Genomic DNA, 17,912 nt, shown 5'->3' with positions numbered 1-17,912 from the left:
CGGTTGCGGGCACCGCGTCCGTCCAGCACGATGCGTAGCAAGCCCCCGAACCCAAGTCCCCGTGCGGGCAACCGCATTGCAGTGCACCGCAGGACCGCCAGAGGTCAAGACCGGCCGCGACCCCCCGGGTGCGACCGGGGAGCCGGCCGAGGCACGCGAGACCAGCGGCGCAACCCCCCGGCGCCGCTCCTCAGGCACCGGCGCTGCCCTGACGTCGGTGCTGACGAGAAGAAGGGCCCCGCGGCTCGCCCCGCGGGGCCCTTCGCCGTACCGCCTGTGACGCAGCCCACAGAAAACCGTCGCCGAATGGGGCACAACCCTTTGCTGCCCTGCCGGGTCACACCAGCAGAACCAAGGGCCACGCCCGCGCCCCACACGCGGAGGCCTCCCCCAGCACGTACCGCGGTGCAGCGGTACGCCGGACTCTCCGAGGTCTTCATGAAGCTCCGCCGTGTCATGGCCGCAGCAGCCGCGACGGCCGCGATAGCCCCACTCGCACTGCTCTCGGCGCCGGCCGCGTTCGCGTCCGACGATCCGACCTCCTCGGCCAGCGCGAGCGTCGGGGCCGACGAGACGGCTACCGAGAGCGAGTCGCCGGCCACGGACACGACCGCCACGGAGTCGCCCGCGGACGACACGACCGGGACCGCCGAGGCCGGCCAGTCCGCCCCGGCCGACGGGCACGCCGACGCCGACGCTTCCAGCTCCGCCTCGTCCTCCGCCTCCTCCTCGGCTTCGGCCTCCTCCTCGGCGTCCGCGTCGGCGTCGGCGTCGGCCGGCGAGTCCACCGAGCCCACCGCCGAGCCGACGCCGTGCACGGACGGGCTCGAGGACCCCGACTCGCAGCTGTCCCTCTCGGTCTCCGGCCTGCCCGGGAAGATCGTCGCGGGCAGCGGCTGGCACAACTTCACGCTCACCGCGGCCAACCACAGCAGCCAGGCCCTCGGCCAGGTGCAGTGGCTCGCGGTCGTCGACAACGACTCGATGAGCGACAACGAGAAGGACTGGCTGAGCACCTACGCCCTGGTCGAGTACTACAACCCGGCGACCAGGGCGTGGGAGTCCCTCGCCGACCAGATCGGCAACGGCATCTACTTCGGTGAGACGCCGCTCGGCCCCCGGCAGACGGTCGACATCCAGCTGCGCGTGAACATCACCGCCAAGGCCCCCGCCGGCGCCGGCTACACCGTGGGCCTCGGCGGCTACATCGACCAGGAGAAGAACTGCGTCCACAGTTCCTTCGCCTACTACGAGTTCACCGTCCTCAGCCCCGGCAGCCCCAACCACGACCCCGGTCACGCCAAGCCGGGCAAGGGTCACAAGCCGGCCGGCGGCAAGGAGCCGCAGGGCGGCGCCAAGGAGATCCCGCCGACCGGCAGCCTGGCCTCCACCGGTTCGAGCTCCGCGCTCCCGATGATCGGCCTGGTCGGCGGTGCCGCCGTCGTCGCCGGCGCCGGGACCGTGGTCGTGGTGCGCCGCCGCAAGGCGGGTGCGTGACGCGTAGTGCGTGACGTGGCCTGAGGCCACCGCAAGAGGAGAAGGACCTGCGCCAGGAGGGGGGCGCAGGTCCTTCTTCTTCGATGCGGTACTTCCGCGGGTCACTTCTTGGGCGGTACCGCCGGCATCCCGAGGAACGGCAACCGCAGCGCGCCGAAGGCGTCCGCCGGGACCGCCGGGGCCTTCGGCTCGACCGGGCGGAGGCGCTGGTATGCCGCGCCCTGCTCCGGACGCCGGTCGGCCTCGCCCTTGTTGGGCCAGAACGCCATCGCCCGCTCGGCCTGCGCGGTGATGGTCAGGGACGGGTTCACGCCCAGGTTCGCCGAGACGGCGGCCCCGTCCACGACCGAGATGCCGGGGTGGCCGTAGAGCCGGTGGTACGGGTCGATCACACCGGAGTCGGCGCAGGCGCCGATCGGGCAGCCGCCGAGGAAGTGCGCGGTGAGCGGGGTGCCCATCAGCTCGCCCACGTTCGAACCCGCGAAGCCGTTGATCTCCGCGGCCAGCGCCGAGGCGCCCTCCGTCGCGGCCTTGATCTGCTTGGGGTTGGGGGACCCGTGGCCCTGGCGGGCGGTGAGCAGGCCCTTGCCCACACCGTCCGGCTTCAGGTACGTCGTCAGGGAGTTGTCCAGGGACTGCATCACCAGGCCGATGATGGTCCGCTCCGACCAGCGGCGGTTGGACAGCGAGCGCAGGACCAGCAGCGGATGCCGGGCGGCGTTCCGCAGCCAGGCCGCGACCCGGGAGGAGCCCTCGGCGTAGGGGACCTGGAGGATCGACAGGCCGCCCATCGAGTTGGAGCCCTTGCCGTAGCGGACCGGTTCGATGTGGGTGTTCTCGTCGGGGTGGATGGAGGAGGTGATGGCGACACCCCGGGTGAAGTCCGCCCGCGCCTCGCCGGTCGCCTTCCGGTAGCGCCGGTTGTCGGTCTGGGCGCCCACCAGCGCCTCGGAGTTGGTGCGGGTCAGCTCGCCCAGCCGGGGCGAGAGGTAGGGCAGCTGGCCGCCGGCCTTCATGCGGTGCAGTAGTGTCTGGGTGCCGTAGGTGCCTGCCGCGAGGACCACTCGGCGGGCCGTGAACATCCGGCCCTCGCCCTTCTTCTTGGCGTCCGTGGGCAGGGTCGCGATCGCGTACCCGCCCCGGGAGTCGCCGGTGACCGAGACGACCGTGGTCATGGGGTGCACGACGGCGCCCGCCTTCTCGGCGAGGTAGAGGTAGTTCTCGTTGAGGGTGTTCTTCGCGCCGTGCCGGCAGCCCGTCATGCACTCGCCGCACTCGGTGCAGGCGTTGCGCTCCGGTCCCGCGCCGCCGAAGTAGGGGTCCGCGGCCTTCTCCCCCGGCCGGGCCTTCGCGGTGCCGTCGGCGTCCTCGCCGTCGCCGAAGAACACCCCGACCGGCGCCATGTGGAAGGTGTCGCCCACGCCCATGCGCTCCGCCGCCGCCTTCAGGTGCACGTCGGACGGGGTCATCGTGGGGTTGAGCCGCACACCGAGCATCCGCCGCGCCTGGTCGTAGAACGGCTCCAGCTCATCCTGCCAGTCGGTGATGTCCCGCCACTGCGGGTCGTCGAAGAACTGCCGGGGCGGTACGTAGAGGGTGTTGGCGTAATTGAGCGAGCCGCCGCCGACCCCGGCGCCGGCCAGCACCATCACATTGCCCAGCAGGTGGATGCGCTGGATGCCGTACATGCCGAGCTTCGGGGCCCAGAGGTAGTTCCTCAGGTCCCAGGAGTTCCTCGGCAGCGACTCGCGGGTGAAGCGGCGGCCCGCCTCCAGGACGCCGACCCGGTACCCCTTCTCGGTCAGGCGGAGCGCGGAGACGGATCCGCCGAACCCCGATCCCACGACGATGACGTCGTAGTCGTACCCGTCCTCGTCCCGGGTCTGGACGGACTTCTCCTGTGCCACGTGCTCTCCTCGTTGAGAACGGGTGCTGTCGGTGGGGGGTGCGCTCCAGGGGGGTGCGCCCTCGGGGCCGCTCGGTCCTAGCGGAAGCGCAAGGTCTTCATCAGCCTCAGGCTCCGGCTCATGAACGCCGCGTACTTCTCGTCGTCCATGCCGAGCGAGGGGGCCATGGGCAGCAGCCGCTGGTGGGCGACGGTCTGGGCCTCGGTGTACTTGAGGATGCCCTCGGAGCCGTGCCGGCGGCCGAGGCCGGAGTCCTTCATGCCGCCCATCGGGGACTGCACGCTGCCGTACGCGGGGGCGTAGCCCTCGTTGATGTTCACCGTGCCGGTCCGCAGCCGGGCGGCGACCTCGCGTCCGCGCCGGGCGTTCGTGGTCCAGACCGACGAGTTCAGGCCGTACGGCGTGGAGTTGGCGCGCTCGACCGCCTCGTCCTCGGTGGCGAACCGGTAGATCGAGACGACCGGTCCGAAGGTCTCCTCCGTGCACACCGACATCGGCGCCTCGACACCGTCCAGGATGGTCGGCTCGAAGAAGTAGGGGCCGATGTCCGGGCGGGCGACGCCTCCGGCGACGACCCGGGCGCCCTTCGCGACGGCCTCCTCGACGTGCCGGGTCACGGTCTCCAGCTGCCGCTCGCCGACCAGCGAGCCCATGTCGGCGCCGTAGGCGAGGGAGGTGCCCAGGCGCAGGGCCCTGGTCCGGGCGGCGAAGCGCTCCAGGAAGGCGTCGGCGACAGACTCGTGGACGAAGAGCCGCTCGATGGAGATGCACAGCTGGCCCGCGGAGGAGAAGCAGGCGCGGACCGCTCCCGCGGCGGCCTTCTCGACGTCGGCGTCCTCGAGGACCAGCATGGCGTTCTTGCCGCCGAGTTCGAGGGAGACGCCGACCAGGCGGGCGGCGGCACCCTGCGCGACCTCGCGGCCGGTGCGGGTGGAGCCGGTGAAGGAGACGTAGTCGGCGTGCTGGACGATCTCCGGGCCGACGACCGGGCCGTCGCCGATGACGACCTGGAAGACCTCGGCGGGCAGCCCGGCCTCGATCAGCAGGTCCCGGGCCCACAGGGCGGTCAGGCAGGTCTCCGTGTCGGGCTTCATGACGACCGCGTTGCCCGCGGCGAAGGCGGGGAGCGCGTCCCCGACCGACAGTTCCAGGGGGTAGTTCCAGGGCGCGATCTGGCCCACGACGCCGCGCGGGTGGCGCAGTTCGGTGACGCGGGTGAGGGTGGGCATGGCGCCGGCGTGCCGCTTGGGCCTCAGGTAGGAGGCGGCCCTGCGGCCGTAGTGCCGGGCCGCCACGGCGACGGCCTGCACCTCCTCGTGCGCGTGCAGACGGGCCTTGCCGGTCTCCAGCTGGATCAGGTCGAGGACCTCGGCCTGACGGGCGAGCACCAGGTCGTGGAAGCGGAGCAGGACGGCGGCGCGCTGCCGGACCGGGGTCCGCTCCCAGACCGCCTGGGCGGCGCGGGCCCGCTCGAAGGCGGTGGCGACGTCCTCGGGGGTGGACTCGGGCAGGTCGGCGAGTTTCTCGCCGGTGAAGGGCGAGTGGTTGGCGGTCCGGCCGGATCCGACGACACCCTTGGTGAGCTGCGCGACCAGCTCGGGGGTCACCACGTCGGCGGCGGTGCGAGCACCCGCGGGGGCGGGGGCCAGGGGATTCGTTCCGGTCATTTCCGGGGCCTGCGAGTCCGTCATGACGCGCAGAGTATGCCGGACCGCAAGCTTTGTGTACCCGTCGGTAATAGGGATTCACCGAGTGCTCACACGGCGCCAGCGATCACTGGCAACGAATGCGCTGATCAGGGCGTTGGGCCGGACATCGGACGAGACATCGGACGGGACGCCGGAGGGTTCACCGGGCGGTCCACCGGGCGGGGCGCCATGGCGAATCCCCCGCCCTTCCGCCGGACCTCCACCGCACCGGACCCCCCGAAGTGCGCGGGGATCACCAACTCGCGCTCGTCGGCCGCCCGTTCGAGCACCCGTCGCCGGGTGGCCGCCGCCTGCCGGGGGTCGAGGCAGAAGCAGCTGCTGCACTCGGGGCGGAGGATCTGCACCGGGCTGTGCAGCAGGTCGCCCACGAAGACCGCCCGCTCGCCGCCCGACTCCAGCCGCAGCACCGACGAGCCGGGAGTGTGGCCCGGGGCCGCCTCCAGGGTGAGGTGGTCGTCGATCCGGTACTCCCCCTCCCACAGCACGGACTGCCCGGCGCGGTGCACCGGCGCCACGCTGTCCTCGTACATCAGCCGGTCGTCGGGCCGCGCCCCGCCCGCGTAGCCGTTCGCCGGGCCGAAGTGGCGGTCGTCGGCGGCCGGGACCAGGTAGCGCGCGCGGGGGAAGGACGGCACCCACTCCCCACCGGCGTCCCGGGTGTTCCAGCCGACGTGGTCGCCGTGGAGGTGGGTGTTGACGACGACGTCGACGTCCTGCGGCCGGACCCCGGCCCGCTCCAGACGGCCCGGGAAGTCCCCCTGCCGCCGGTGGAACAGCGCACTGCCGGGGCGCTCCCGGTCGTTGCCGACGCCGGTGTCGACGAGCACCGTCCGCCCGCCGCCGCGCACCACCCACGTCTGGAGCGTCACCACGGCCCGGTCACCGCCGGGCTCCCGGTGGTCGGGGACGAGTTCGTCCTCGTGCTCCCGCCACACCTCGGGGGCGCAGTCCGGGACAAGGGTGCCTGCGGGGACGTAGGGGCCCTGCCACTCGACGACCCGGAGCACCTCGAGGTCACCGATCACGAAACGCTGCGTGTTCTCCTCAGTCATGTCCCGGAGCCTAGGCGGAGGCGATGAACGTTCCAATGCGTGAAATGATCAATTGGATACGAGACCGTCTCAGCCATGTGCCGGAGAGTGCCGTACCCTGCCGTCATGGACGTGGTGAGCGACGCGATCTCCGCCGTGCGGGTCGGACGGCCCTCCTCCAGCCGGCTGCGGGTGAGCGGGCGCTGGTGCACCCGGTTCGATCCCTACGAGGGTGCGGGCTTCCACGTCGTGCTCGCGGGCGGCTGCTGGCTGCTGCCGGACGGGGGCGGGGACCCGGTGACGCTGAACACGGGCGACGTCGTGCTGCTGCCGCACGGCGCCGGGCACGTGCTGGCCGACCGGCCCGCCGACGCGGCGGAGGTGGCGCGTGCGGTGCCGTTCGAGCAGGTGCGCGAGGGTGCCGCCCGGGGTGGTGACGTACGGGGTGGCGCCCGGCGCGCGGACGGGGGCGTGGGCGGCGGCGCGGACGAGGGTGACCGCGGGGACGAGGGCGGGCGCGGGCCCGTGGTCGAGCTGCTGTGCGGGAAGTACCGCCTCGACCGCAGCCGGACGCACCCGCTGCTGGCCGAGCTGCCCCAGGTGGTGCATCTGCCGCACCGGGTCGGCGTCCACCCGGAGTTGCGCTCCGCGCTCGACCTGCTGGCCCGGGAAGTGGACGAGCGCCGCCCGGGCGCCTGCCTCGCACTGCCGAGCCTGCTGGACCTCCTGCTGATCTACATGGTCCGCGCCTGGATGACCGAGGCGGCGGCCGGCGCCTGGCCGGCGGTGCTCGACGACCCGGTGACGACGGCGGCGCTGCGCGCCCTGCACTCCGACCCCGCCGCCCCCTGGACGAACGACCGCCTGGCCGGCGCGGCGGGCGTCTCCCGGGCCACGCTGGCCCGCCGCTTCACCGCGCTCGTCGGCCGCCCGCCGATGGCCTATCTGACCTGGTGGCGGCTGACCCTGGCCGCCGCCCGCCTGCGGGACACGGACGCCCCGCTGGTGAAGGTCGCCCAGGAGACCGGCTACAGCAGCCCGTACGCCCTCTCCCACGCCTTCAGCCGGGAGTTCGGGATCACTCCGGGGCGCTACCGGGCCGCCCGCTCCTGAACGGCCCGGGACGGCCGAGCCGTGCGGGTCAGAGCGCGTCGACGTCCAGGTTCGTGATCGCGGTCTGCGCCACCTCGCGCCCGCGCCCGGTGAAGTCGCCCTTGCCGGGGTAGCTCACGACCAACTTGTACAGGTCGCCCGCCGAGCTCTTGTAGTAGAGGATCCGCACCTCGCGCGGGAGCGGGTTCTGGCTGTCGGTGGTGGTGTAGACGACGGTGTTCTCGGCGGCCTTCCTGCCCTGGTACGCCGACTCCCTGGGCCGGGTCCGCGGGTTCTCGGGCATCCCGAGGTTGTAGTCGCCGGACTGCTTGAACGTGCCGTCGTCGTCGTACATCTGGGCGGCCGCGGAGCCCTTGATGGTGTGGCTGTCGTCCTCGGACTTCCGCACCAGCGTCAGGGCGACCCGGATGCTGCCGCTCCAGTCGCTGTAGGCCACCCAGTGGGTCTTGTCCGTCTTCCGGTCCGGCACCGTGCGCTGGTAGTCCCCGGGCACCGCGAGCGTGGCCGCCACGTCCTTCTCGTGATGGGTCCGCCAGTCGTCCGGCAGCGGACCCGCGAACGGCCGTGCGACCAGCAGGTACGCCGTCACCGCGGCCGCGACGACCGCCGCGCCGAGCCCGAGCCACGCCCCGCGCCCGAACCGGAGCCGGCGCCGCGCGCCCCCGGCCTCCCCCACTCCCTCGGGGTGCGCCACCACCTGGGTCGGCACCGGGTCCGGCGGGGCGGCGGCCGCCTCCAGCAGGGCACGCACCCGGGCGGCGTCCGGGCGGTGCGCCGGGTCCTTGTGCAGGAGGCCGGTGACGGCCTCGGCGAGCGGCCCCCGCGCGGCGGCCGGCGCCGCGGGCACGGCGTTGAGCACCGACTGGAGCGTGGCCGGGGTGTTGCTCCGGCGGAACGGGGAGACGCCCTCCGTGGCCGCGTACAGCACCACGCCGAGCGACCACAGGTCGGAGGCCGGGCCGGGGCGCCGGCCCAGCACCCGCTCCGGCGCGATGTACTCGGGCGAGCCGACGAAGCCGCCGGTGTCGGTCAGGCTGGTCTCGCCCTCGATCTGGGCGATGCCGAAGTCGGTGAGGACGATCCGGCCGTGCCGGCCCAGCATGATGTTGTCCGGCTTCACGTCCCGGTGCAGGACGCCCGCCGCGTGCGCGGCCTCCAGCGCGCCGAGCACCTCCAGGCCGACCCGGGCCGCCTCACGCGCGTCCAGCGTGCCCTCCTGCAAAGCGCTGCCCAGCGAGCGGCCGTGCACCAGCTCCATGACGATCCACGGCTGTCCGTCGACGACGGCGACGTCGTGGACGGTGACGACGGCGGGGTGGTCGAGCCGGGCCGCGGCGCGGGCCTCGCGGCGCATCCGCTCGAAGGCGTTGGCGCGTTCGCGCTCGGGAAGGTGGTCGGGGACGCGGGGCTCCTTGACGGCGACCTCGCGGTCCACGGTCTCGTCCTTGGCCCGCCACACGGTCCCCATCCCGCCGTGTCCGAGCTTGGCGAGCAGCCGGTACCGCCCGGCGATCAGCCGTCCGGCGCCGGGATCCCCGGACCGCGTGGTGCTGTTGCCCCGCACCGGGGCGGCGTACGGGTTCTGCGGGTGAGGCACCCGCACCTGCGCGTCGGGCGGCCGCAGAACGAAACTCGTCGGCTCTTCGGACTCGTGGCGGGCTCCCCCGTCGTTGCTCATGGGTCCATCCATATCGCGACCGCCGCCGGCGTCTCCACCGTGTGGGCCCGGCGGTCACACACCCGTGACCAACGGGGGAAGGCCTACCCGGGGGTGAAGGTGTCGAGGGCGACGTCGAAGTGCTCCTTGGCCTCCCGCACCTTCCCGACCGGCGCCGACACCCACACGTCGTACATCCGCCCGTCCTGCTCCCAGCACAGATCGTAGGTGTGGCGGGGGCCCTCCGCCGCGCTGAAGCCGTTCCAGCTGAACTCCCAGAGGGCGGCAGGGTGTCCGGCGTGCGTGGTGGCGGTGACCCGGCCGTCGTGGTACCCGGGGTTGGTGGTCGGGCCCTGTGCGTCCGACCGGCGCATCACCGCGAGCGGGCCGCCGGTGCCGGGGCCGGTGACCTTGATGCCGAGGCGGAAGATCTCCCCCGGGGACAGGTAGAAGATCCGCTCGCCCTGCGGTCTGCGGTTGAAGCCGTCCGGTACGGCGAGCGAGAAGCCGGCGGGGTCCCGGACCGAGTGGTAACCCGAGGGCGCGGTGGGGGCGTTGACCGCGGGCGCGGCGGACCGTGTGACGGTGACCGTGGAGGCGGGGGTGGTCGGCCGCGAGGGCTGACCGGGGGTCGAGGGCGCCGTGCTCGCGGGGCCGCTCGCGGACGGGCGCGGTGCCGGACTCGTCGGAGTGCCGCCCCCGCCCCCGCTCCCCTGCATCAGCAGGGCCGCGGCGGACACCCCCGCCCCGGCCATCGCTGCGACCAGCAACGCCGCGACCAGCACACCCCGGGTGGAGGGCCGGGCGGGGGCCTCCTCCGTCCGGGCCTCGGCGGTGGGCGCGGGTCCCGGCCGGGGCAGGTCGCGCTGGGTGGCCGTGTAGCGGGCCGGCGGCTGCGGGGTGCGCCCCGAGTCGAGGAAGGCCCGCAGCATCCGTTCCGCTTCGGCCGCGTCCAGCCGCAGATCCGGATCCCGCTCCAGCAGCCCCCGTACGACGGGAAGGATGGGCCCGGCCTGCGCCGGCGGGCGGATGTCGTCGGAGACGACCGCGTGCAGAATTCCCCCCAACGAGTCGCGCCGAAAGGGTGATTCGCCGCTCAGGGCCGTGCACAGCAGCGCGCCGAGCGACCACAGGTCGGACGCCGGGCCGGTGTGGGACCCGGACATCCGCTCGGGCGCGGTGTACTCGGGGGAGCCGACGAAGGAGCCCGTCTCGGTGAGCGTGGTGGCGCCCGCGACCTGGGCGATGCCGAAGTCGGTGAGGACGACGCGGTCGGTGCCGGCCTCCGTCAGCACGTTGGCCGGCTTGATGTCGCGGTGCAGCACGCCGGCCGCGTGCGCCGTGCGCAGCGCGCTCAGCAGGGCGATGCCGATACGGGCCGCCTCGCCCGCGTCGACGGGGCCGCGTGCGGCGATCCGGTCGGCGAGTGAGCCGCCGTCGACCAACTCCATGACGATGTAGGGGCGTTCGTCCTGCTCCACGACGTCGTGGACGACGATGATGTGCGGGTGGCGCAACTGGGCGACAGCGCGGGCCTCGCGCAGGGTGCGGTCGCGCCGGAGTCGGGCCTCCTCGGCGGACAGCGTCTCGTCGAACGGCAGTTCCTTGACCGCCACCTGACGGCCGAGCAGCTGGTCGGTCGCCCGCCACACGACACCCATGCCCCCGCGCCCGAGCCGGGCCTGGAGGCGGTAGCGGCCCGCGATGACACGGCAGTCGTCCCCCTCGGTCCCCATGCGCCCCATCATGCCGCATCGGACGACCCGGTTCCGGGGCGCTGACCGGCCAAGCCACCGACGTGAACGAGCCGCCCGCCCGCCTCACTCCGACGCGCGACGCCCGCCCGGCGGCCTCGCCCCGGCGCGGGACGCGACCCCGCCCGCCTCAGCCCGCGTCCGGTCGCCAGCTCTGCAGCACCGACCTGAACTGCTTCTCCGCGGTGGGCCAGTCCGCCGCGGGCGAGGACATGTAGATCGCGTACTCGACGCCCTCGCGGGACACGTAGGTCTCCTCGGCGGCATGGCGCGGCCCGGGGTAGGGCGTGTCCTTGGACAGCGCGGTCCAGGTGTACTCCCACAGGGAGCCCCGCCGGTCGCGGTAGGTGTTGGGCCGCAGGGTCACCCGCCGGTAGTCGACCAGCCGGTGGAGCTGCTGTTCCAGGTCGTTCTGGTGGTCGTGCGGGTCGGCGAAGTCCGGCGAGGTGTCGACGGCGATGCGCAGGAAGTGCTCGCCGCCGTCCGGCGTGTAGTCGACCTGGTGGGTCGCCTCGTCGAACACCGTCCGTGTCCAGTTCTCGCCGGGCACGGCGACGCTGAAGCCGTAGGGGTCGTCGCGGCGCACCCAGCCGGCCGGGAGGTTGTCGCCCGAGACGTTGCTCGGGCGGGGCGTGGGGCTGGACTTGGAGCTCGGCGCGGGTGACCCGGACGTGGCGGTGGCGGGCTGCCGGCGCGTGTCGGCCCACTTCTGCAGCGCCACCGCGGTGCCGCCGCCGATGACCGCGGCGAGCGCCACCACCAGCGCGAAAGTGCGCAGCCGGCGGTGCTTCGACGGCCCGGAAGCGGTCGCCGGGGCGTGGCCGGGGCCGACCGCGGTCGGGCCGGTCGCCGGGGAGTGGGGCGTCGTGGCGGACGGGTCCGGCCCGGGACGGCCGGCCGGGTTCCGCACCGTGCCGGCCGACTGGGCGCCGACCCGCTGGGTGGGGACGTAGGCCTGCGCGGCGTCCGGCCGACGCCCTTCCGCGGCCTCCGCGAGCATGTGCTCCGCCTCGTCGACGCCGGGACGGGTGGCCGGATCCTTGCGCAGCAGCGCGGTGATGACGGGCGCGAGCGGGCCAGCGGTCCGCGGTTCGCGGGGCTCCTCGTCGACGACGGCCTGCATGGTGGTCAGCGGAGAGGTGCGGCGGAACGGCGACAGGCCCTCCGCGGCCGTGTAGAGGGTGGCGCCGAGCGCCCACAGGTCGGAGGCCGGGCCGGGGTCGTGGCCGCGGACCCGCTCGGGGGCGAGGTAGTCGACCGAGCCGACGACCTCTCCGGTGCGGGTGATGGTGGTGTCGCCCTCGATCTGGGCGATGCCGAAGTCGGTGAGCAGCACCCGGCCGTCCCGGCCGAGCAGTACGTTGCCGGGCTTGACGTCGCGGTGCAGCACCCCGGCGGTGTGCGCGGCGCGCAGCGCACGCAGCACCCACAGGCCGATCCGGGCGGCCTCCGTGGGCTCCAGGCGGCCCTGTTCCTTGACCGCGTCCGCGAGGGAGTGGCCCTCGACCAGCTCCATCACGATCCACGGGCGGCCGTCGTGCTCCAGTACGTCGTGCACGGTGACGACGGCGGAGTGGTTGATCCGTGCGGCCGCGCGGGCCTCGGCCCGGGTGCGCGCGAGGAGGACCGCCCGGTCGCTCTCGGAGACGTACAGCGCGGCGGTCAACTCCTTGATGGCGACGGCCCGGTGCAGCACCTCGTCGTGCGCCCGCCACACCCGGCCCATGCCGCCGCTGCCGATGGCGTCGGCAAGCCGGTAGCGGCCCGCGAGGAGCAGGCCCTGCATCTGATTCACGTTTCCCCGCAATGTTCTTGTCAGGGTCAGCGTAAGGACAGGCTCTCGAACTGGGAACCTGAGGGGTGCCAAGGAAACCGCACTGTGACGGTTGTCGCTTCCCGGGGCGGCGGGAACCGTTCGGCTCAGCCGGTGAACCGGTAGGTGGCGGACGCCTGCTCGTACAGCTTGGTCACCTGGTCCTTCTGGCTCTCCGGGCCGCGCACCTGGACCACGTGGTACCGGCCGTCCTGGAGGATGGCCAGATTCCGCACGAACAGCGCCCGTCCGTTCGCGTCGGTCCAGGTGAACTGCCCCTCGGCCATGGTCCGTCCGCCCACCTGGATGGTCCGCATCCCGGAGGAGGTGGCCCAGCTGGAGTCGCGGTAGTCCCGCAACTCGGTCTCCTTCTCCCGCTGGTAGGCCATGGGGTCGCTGCCGAACTCGGCGACGCTGTCCCGGCCGGGCACGACGATGAGCTCGAAGCCGCCGCGGGAGTACACCACCTGGTCCCGGTCGTTCCGTGGGGTGCGGCTCCAGCCCTCGGCGACGGCGACCTGGAAGCCTTCGGCGTCCTTGCGCAGGGCGAAGCCGTCGGCGACACCGGGGTCGGTGGTCTGCGTCTCGGCCGAACCGGTGGATGGCGAAGGGCTGTTGCCGGGGCCCGGTGAGGACGGGCCGTCCCCGGGCGCGCCGCTCGCGTCGCCGCCCGAGGGGGCCGGGGCGGGGGACGCGTCACCCGCGGCCGAGGTGCGGTCGGTCCCGGACGCGCCGTTCTCCCCCGACTTCGGCATGAACAGCGTCGCGTAGGCGACCGCGGCGGCCAGCAGGAGCAGGATCAGCAGGAGCAGGGCACGGCCGAGGCTGCGCGGCGAACGGGCCTCCCGCCTGGCTCGCTTGTGCCGCCCGTGCGGTGCGGGCAGCCCGGCGCGCCGCCGCCGCACCAGTTCGCCGCGACGGCGGACGATGGGCAGCCGGCTCGGGTCGGTGGGCGGGGCGGCGACGACGTGCGCGCCGGCGTCCGGTTCGGGCGCGGAACGCACCAGGGAGCGCAGCCAGCCGCGCAGTTCCTCGAAGTCGGGCCGCTCGGTGGGGTCCTGACGCAGCAGCGACTCCACCACCGGCCGCAGCGGCCCGCACTCCTCGGCGAAGGCGGGCGGCTCGGCGCACACCATCTGCACCAGTTCGGCCGTCGACTCCTCCGGGTACGGGGCGTGCCCCTGGACGGCCCGGAACAGCAGGGCGCCCAGGGCCCAGAGGTCGGTCGCGGGCCCGATGGGCGCGGCGAGCTGCCAGTTCTCGTGCACGGGGCCGGCCTGTTCGGGCGCCCAGCGCTCGGTGACCGGTCCCACCACGGTCATCCGCGCCTGCCGCGCCCGCTCGGCGGCGAGCGCGGTGGCGGGACCGCGCCGCGCGGCGGCGGTGCCGTCCACGAGGTCGTCCCAGCGGGCGGCCGCCTGGCCGGGGGTACGGGCGGCGCCGCTCGCGGTCTCGGGCGCCCCGGACACGGGGAGGGCCCCGGCGGCGGGACCGGCCGTACCGAAGGAGGAACCGTGCCCGAGAGCGCCGGCCGCCGGGGCGGCACCGGGCGCGGGGGCTGCGCCGGGCGCGGGGCCGTACGGACCCCTGCCGGACCCGGGAACGGGCACGTACGGACCGCTGCCGGACCCAGGGGCCGTACCGGGAGCGGGCACGTACGGACCGCTGCCGGACCCAGGGGCCGTACCGGCCCCGGGGACGTAAGGACCACTGCCGGGACGTGCGCCGTTCCAGGGCGGGGGCTGCACACCGTAGGGGTCGGCGATCCGGCCGGGGGGCGTGGTGCCGGTCCCCGGCTCCCCGGGCGCTCCCGGGGCGTACGGCTGCCCGCCGGGGGTGCCGGCCGGGGCGCCGCCGTCGGCGGGCGGCCGGGCGGAGGGCAGCGCGACGCGTGTGCTCTCCTGCGCCTCCTGCACCCGGGCCGCGGCCCGTGCTCCGGCGCGGTACGCGGCGATCGCCCCGGCCCGCGCCGCCCGGACGTCCCCGCCGCTCTCCACAGCGCGCCTGGCGACCGCACCCGACGATCCGCCGCCGCCCGCCGGATCGGCCCCGGCGCCGGACCCGGTGCCGGGCAGCCCGCCTGCCGCCCGCGCCTCGATCGCCGCCCGCCGCGCGGCCTCGGGATCCCCGGCGGCGAATCCACCGCCGCCCGCAGGGCCCCCGGCACCGCCAGGGCGGCCCGCCGAGCCACCGCCACCACCGCCGGGGAAACCCCCGCGCCCGTCCGGACCGCGCACACCACCGCCGAAGCGATCCGAGCCACCCGAGCGCTCCGAACCGCCCCAGCGGTCCGAGCGGTCCGAGCCGCCGAAGCGATCGGGGTCGCCGGCGTGGTCCGAGTGGTCCTGGCCGCCCCCCGGGACTCCGTCGGCTTGCTCGTCCGGCGCCGGTACGGGGTCGTACCCGCACAGCGCCTCCTCCGCCGCGCCGACCGCGAGGCCGGTCAGCATCACCCGGCCGTCGTCGCAGACGAGGACCGTGCGGGCGGTGATGTTGCGGTGCACCCAGCCGTGGGCGTGCAGCACGCGCAGGGCCATGAGGACGTCGGAGGCGACCTCGGCCGCGCGGTAGGGCGTCAGGGTCCGCTCGGCGAGCAGGGCCGCCAGCGGCCGCGCGGCGACCAGCTCACTGACGATCCACAGCGAACCGCCCTCGGCGAACACGTCGAAGACCTGGTCGAGCCGCGGATGGTCGGGGATGCGCGCCGCGGCCTGCGCGGCCTCCACCGCCCGCCGCACCACGGGATCGGCGGGCCGCCGTGTCGCCGCCCGCGCCGGGGACCGCCGCGGGGAACCGTCGCGGGCCGTGAACCCGGCGGGCAGCCCGTCCGCGTCGAGCACCTCCGCCTCGACCACCTCCGGCAACGGCACCTGGCGGACGAGGACTTCCTGTCCGCTGTAGGTGTCGAAGGCCCGGGTCTCGGTGAGTTCGTACTCGTCGGACGGGGGCAGCGGCAGGCGGTAGCGATCGGCGAGCACCCGGCCCGCATAGTCGTCCACGTTGCCTCCCCCGGCCCCACGGTCGGTCAGTTCCGTTCGTGACGCGTCCCGTTCACGCCGCTTACGGTCCGCAACCACTCACGATACGTGCCCCGGGCAACCCGCAGAGAGGGGATGCCGGATCTCGCACCGCAAACCGGGGTCCGGCGGCCTCAGGACTTCGGTTCGAAGGTCTTCGTCAGCGTCTGCCATGTGTTCTTGCGCAGTCCGCTGTCCCAGTTCGCGTCCTTCGCGGTGTACATCAGGGCATGTCCGAGATGGTCGTTGACGACGAAGCCGCGGTCGATGGTGTGGTAGCCGGTCCCGCCGTCGGAGTAGGTGAACTCCCAGTCGGCCGTGTTCCAGCCGCGGTACTCCACCTTCTCGATACGGATCCGGTGGTACTGCGGACGCGCCATGTACCGTTCCTGGTTCTTCCAGTCGGCCACCGGGTCGTCCTTGGGCGTCGAGGTGTAGGCGACCAGCAGCTTCTGCCCGTCGGGGCCGGTGAAGCGGACGCCCGCGGAGTCCGTGGCCGCGTACTTCCACCCCGCGGGCAGCCCGAGGGAGAAGCCCTGGGCGCTCTTGTACGTCGACACCGCCCCGTCGCCGCCCTTGGAGCCCGAGCCGCCCGAGCCGGAGTTGCCGTCGCCCGGGGTGCCGGAGGCACCGCTCGCACTCGGTGTGCCGGCCCCCGCCGACCCGGAACCCGGCTGGGTCCCACCGCTCGGGTCCTTCTTGGTCGAGGGCCCGGCGGAGGCGGAGGCACCCGCGGACGTGCGGCCCGCGCTGCCCCCGGCTCCCTTCCCGCCGTCGTCGCCGCCGCCGAGGGTGAGCCAAAGGACGGCGCCGATCACGGCCAGCGCCACGACCACCGCGATGATCACCAGCGTGCGCCGCGGGACGACGTCGGTGAGCGGCGCCCTGGGGGCCGGCCGCGGCGGCAGGTCCGGCGGCGGCACCACGGGCCACCCGGAACTGGTCCGCCCGCCCTGGGCGGGGGCACCGTCGGAGGAGGTCGTCGCGCTCCCGGCACCGGCCGCGGCCCCGGTCGCGACGGCACCCGGCGTACCGGGCTCCGCCTTCTCCGCCGAGCCGGCCGCACCCGCCGTCTTCGACGATGCAGCCGGCTCGGCCGCCTTCGCCGACTCAGCTGCGGAACCCTCTCCGGAGCCCGCCGAACCGGCGCCGTCGGTGCCCGTCCTGGTGCGGGCCGCGGCCGCCGAGGTGGCCACCCCGGCCGCCCCCGCGGCCTTGCGCACGGAGCGCAGCGCCCCGCGCAGCCGCTCGCCCGCCTCCTCGCCGCGCTTGCCGCCGGAGGCCTTCGAGCCGACCCCGCCCTCGGGCCCGTCGGGCTGCTCCGGCAGCGGTACGACCTTGGTCGCGTCCGCCGGGGGCTCCGGCTCGGTCTGCTTCGTCGCGGGCGACCGCAGGACGCGGTTCAGCATCGCCCGGGCGCCCGCGTCGTCGAGTCGCTGGGCCGGATCCTTGCTGAGCAGCCCGTAGATGACGTCCCGCAGCGGCCCGGCGTTCTTGGGCTCCTCCAGCTGCTCGGTCATCACCGCGGTCAGGGTGGCGATCGCCGACCCCTTGTCGTACGGGGGGACGCCCTCGACCGCCGCGTAGAGCAGGCCTCCGAGCGACCAGAGGTCGGCCGCCGGGCCCGGCTTGTGCCCGCGGGCGCGCTCCGGGGAGATGTAGGAGGGGGCGCCGACGAGCATGCCGGTGGAGGTGATGGACGGGTCGCCCTCGACCTGCGCGATACCGAAGTCGGTGAGCACCACGCGGCCGTCGTCGGCGATGAGCACGTTCGACGGCTTCACGTCGCGGTGCAGGATGCCCTGGCGGTGCGCGGAGCGCAGCACGTCGAGGATCGCCAGTCCGACCTCCGCCGCCCGCCGGGGCTCCAGCACGCCGTCCTCACGGATGACCTCGGCGAGCGACTTGCCCTCGACGAGCTCCATCACGATCCACGGCCGGTCGTCCTCGTCGACCACGTCGTAGACCGTCACCGCGCTGGTGTTGCGGATCCGCGCGATCGCCTTGGCCTCGCGCAGGGTGCGCGTGATCAGGCGCCGCTTCTCGTCCTCGTCGATGTTCGTCGGGAACCGCAGCTCCTTCACGGCGACCGTACGGCCGAGGGTCTCGTCCTCGGCGCGCCACACCGTGCCCATGCCGCCGCGGCCCAGCACGTCCCCCAGCCGGTACCGCCCGGCGAGAAGACGCCCGTGGTTGTCCTGACGAGTGTCCTGACGGGATGTCCCCGCCCGCTCCGGCTCCGACATGCGTCCCCTCATGCAACCCGCCCTGACAGAGCCCCCATTGTCTCTCACCCGACAAGTGCTCGGCGCCCAGGGTGCCCCTGGACACGCCCCGAGTCGCGCGTGAACGGCGGTTCACGCGAGGCGGGATGACGGCCCGTGACAAGGAAGCACCCACGGGTGCCGACCCTT

The 17,912-nt window shown here is 74.3% G+C and carries 10 protein-coding genes; 2 read left to right on the top strand and 8 right to left on the bottom strand.

The window, feature by feature from the left end:
* The first annotated feature begins 456 nt into the window (after positions 1-456).
* The gene (locus ACF1A5_RS01565) at positions 457-1,497 is read left to right on the top strand and encodes a hypothetical protein (protein ID WP_392190777.1); all 1,041 of its coding nucleotides are present in this window, start codon (positions 457-459) and stop codon (positions 1,495-1,497) included.
* A 101-nt stretch (positions 1,498-1,598) separates the two neighbouring features.
* On the opposite strand, the gene ACF1A5_RS01560 is transcribed toward ACF1A5_RS01565, so the two are convergent.
* The 3 genes from ACF1A5_RS01560 to ACF1A5_RS01550 all read right to left on the bottom strand — a co-directional run bounded on the left by ACF1A5_RS01560 (position 1,599) and on the right by ACF1A5_RS01550 (position 6,165).
* Positions 1,599-3,404 carry a GMC family oxidoreductase N-terminal domain-containing protein gene (locus ACF1A5_RS01560; RefSeq protein ID WP_392190776.1) on the bottom strand — a complete coding sequence of 602 codons (1,806 nt, stop codon included), beginning with the start codon at positions 3,402-3,404 and terminating at the stop codon, positions 1,599-1,601.
* 77 nt (positions 3,405-3,481) lie between these two features.
* Positions 3,482-5,095 (bottom strand): succinic semialdehyde dehydrogenase, encoded by a 1,614-nt coding sequence (locus tag ACF1A5_RS01555; protein ID WP_392190775.1) that lies wholly within the window; start codon positions 5,093-5,095, stop codon positions 3,482-3,484.
* Between the two features lie 104 nt (positions 5,096-5,199).
* Positions 5,200-6,165: an MBL fold metallo-hydrolase gene (locus ACF1A5_RS01550; protein ID WP_392190774.1), complete on the bottom strand. Its 966-nt coding sequence runs from the start codon at positions 6,163-6,165 to the stop codon at positions 5,200-5,202.
* Positions 6,166-6,270: 105 nt separating this feature from the next.
* Between ACF1A5_RS01550 and ACF1A5_RS01545 the strand changes: the two genes are divergently transcribed.
* Complete coding sequence (locus ACF1A5_RS01545; RefSeq protein ID WP_392190773.1) at positions 6,271-7,257, top strand: AraC family transcriptional regulator; 987 nt, start codon at positions 6,271-6,273, stop codon at positions 7,255-7,257.
* 28 nt (positions 7,258-7,285) lie between these two features.
* On the opposite strand, the gene ACF1A5_RS01540 is transcribed toward ACF1A5_RS01545, so the two are convergent.
* From ACF1A5_RS01540 to ACF1A5_RS01520, 5 genes are all read right to left on the bottom strand, one after another.
* Positions 7,286-8,935, bottom strand: coding sequence for a serine/threonine-protein kinase (locus tag ACF1A5_RS01540; RefSeq protein WP_392190772.1), 1,650 nt, complete (start codon positions 8,933-8,935; stop codon positions 7,286-7,288).
* 83 nt (positions 8,936-9,018) lie between these two features.
* Complete coding sequence (locus tag ACF1A5_RS01535) at positions 9,019-10,650, bottom strand: protein kinase (protein ID WP_392190771.1); 1,632 nt, start codon at positions 10,648-10,650, stop codon at positions 9,019-9,021.
* A gap of 148 nt (positions 10,651-10,798) precedes the next feature.
* The gene (locus ACF1A5_RS01530; protein ID WP_392191190.1) at positions 10,799-12,454 is read right to left on the bottom strand and encodes a protein kinase; all 1,656 of its coding nucleotides are present in this window, start codon (positions 12,452-12,454) and stop codon (positions 10,799-10,801) included.
* A gap of 134 nt (positions 12,455-12,588) precedes the next feature.
* Positions 12,589-15,480, bottom strand: a complete 2,892-nt coding sequence (locus ACF1A5_RS01525; protein WP_392190770.1) for a protein kinase — start codon at positions 15,478-15,480, stop codon at positions 12,589-12,591.
* 152 nt (positions 15,481-15,632) lie between these two features.
* Positions 15,633-17,744, bottom strand: a complete 2,112-nt coding sequence (locus ACF1A5_RS01520; RefSeq protein WP_392190769.1) for a serine/threonine-protein kinase — start codon at positions 17,742-17,744, stop codon at positions 15,633-15,635.
* Between the last annotated feature and the right edge of the window lie 168 nt (positions 17,745-17,912).

Source organism: Streptomyces sp. NPDC014864 (assembly GCF_043081525.1).
Lineage (GTDB): Bacteria > Actinomycetota > Actinomycetes > Streptomycetales > Streptomycetaceae > Streptomyces.
This window is presented reverse-complemented; position numbering and strand designations above follow the sequence as displayed.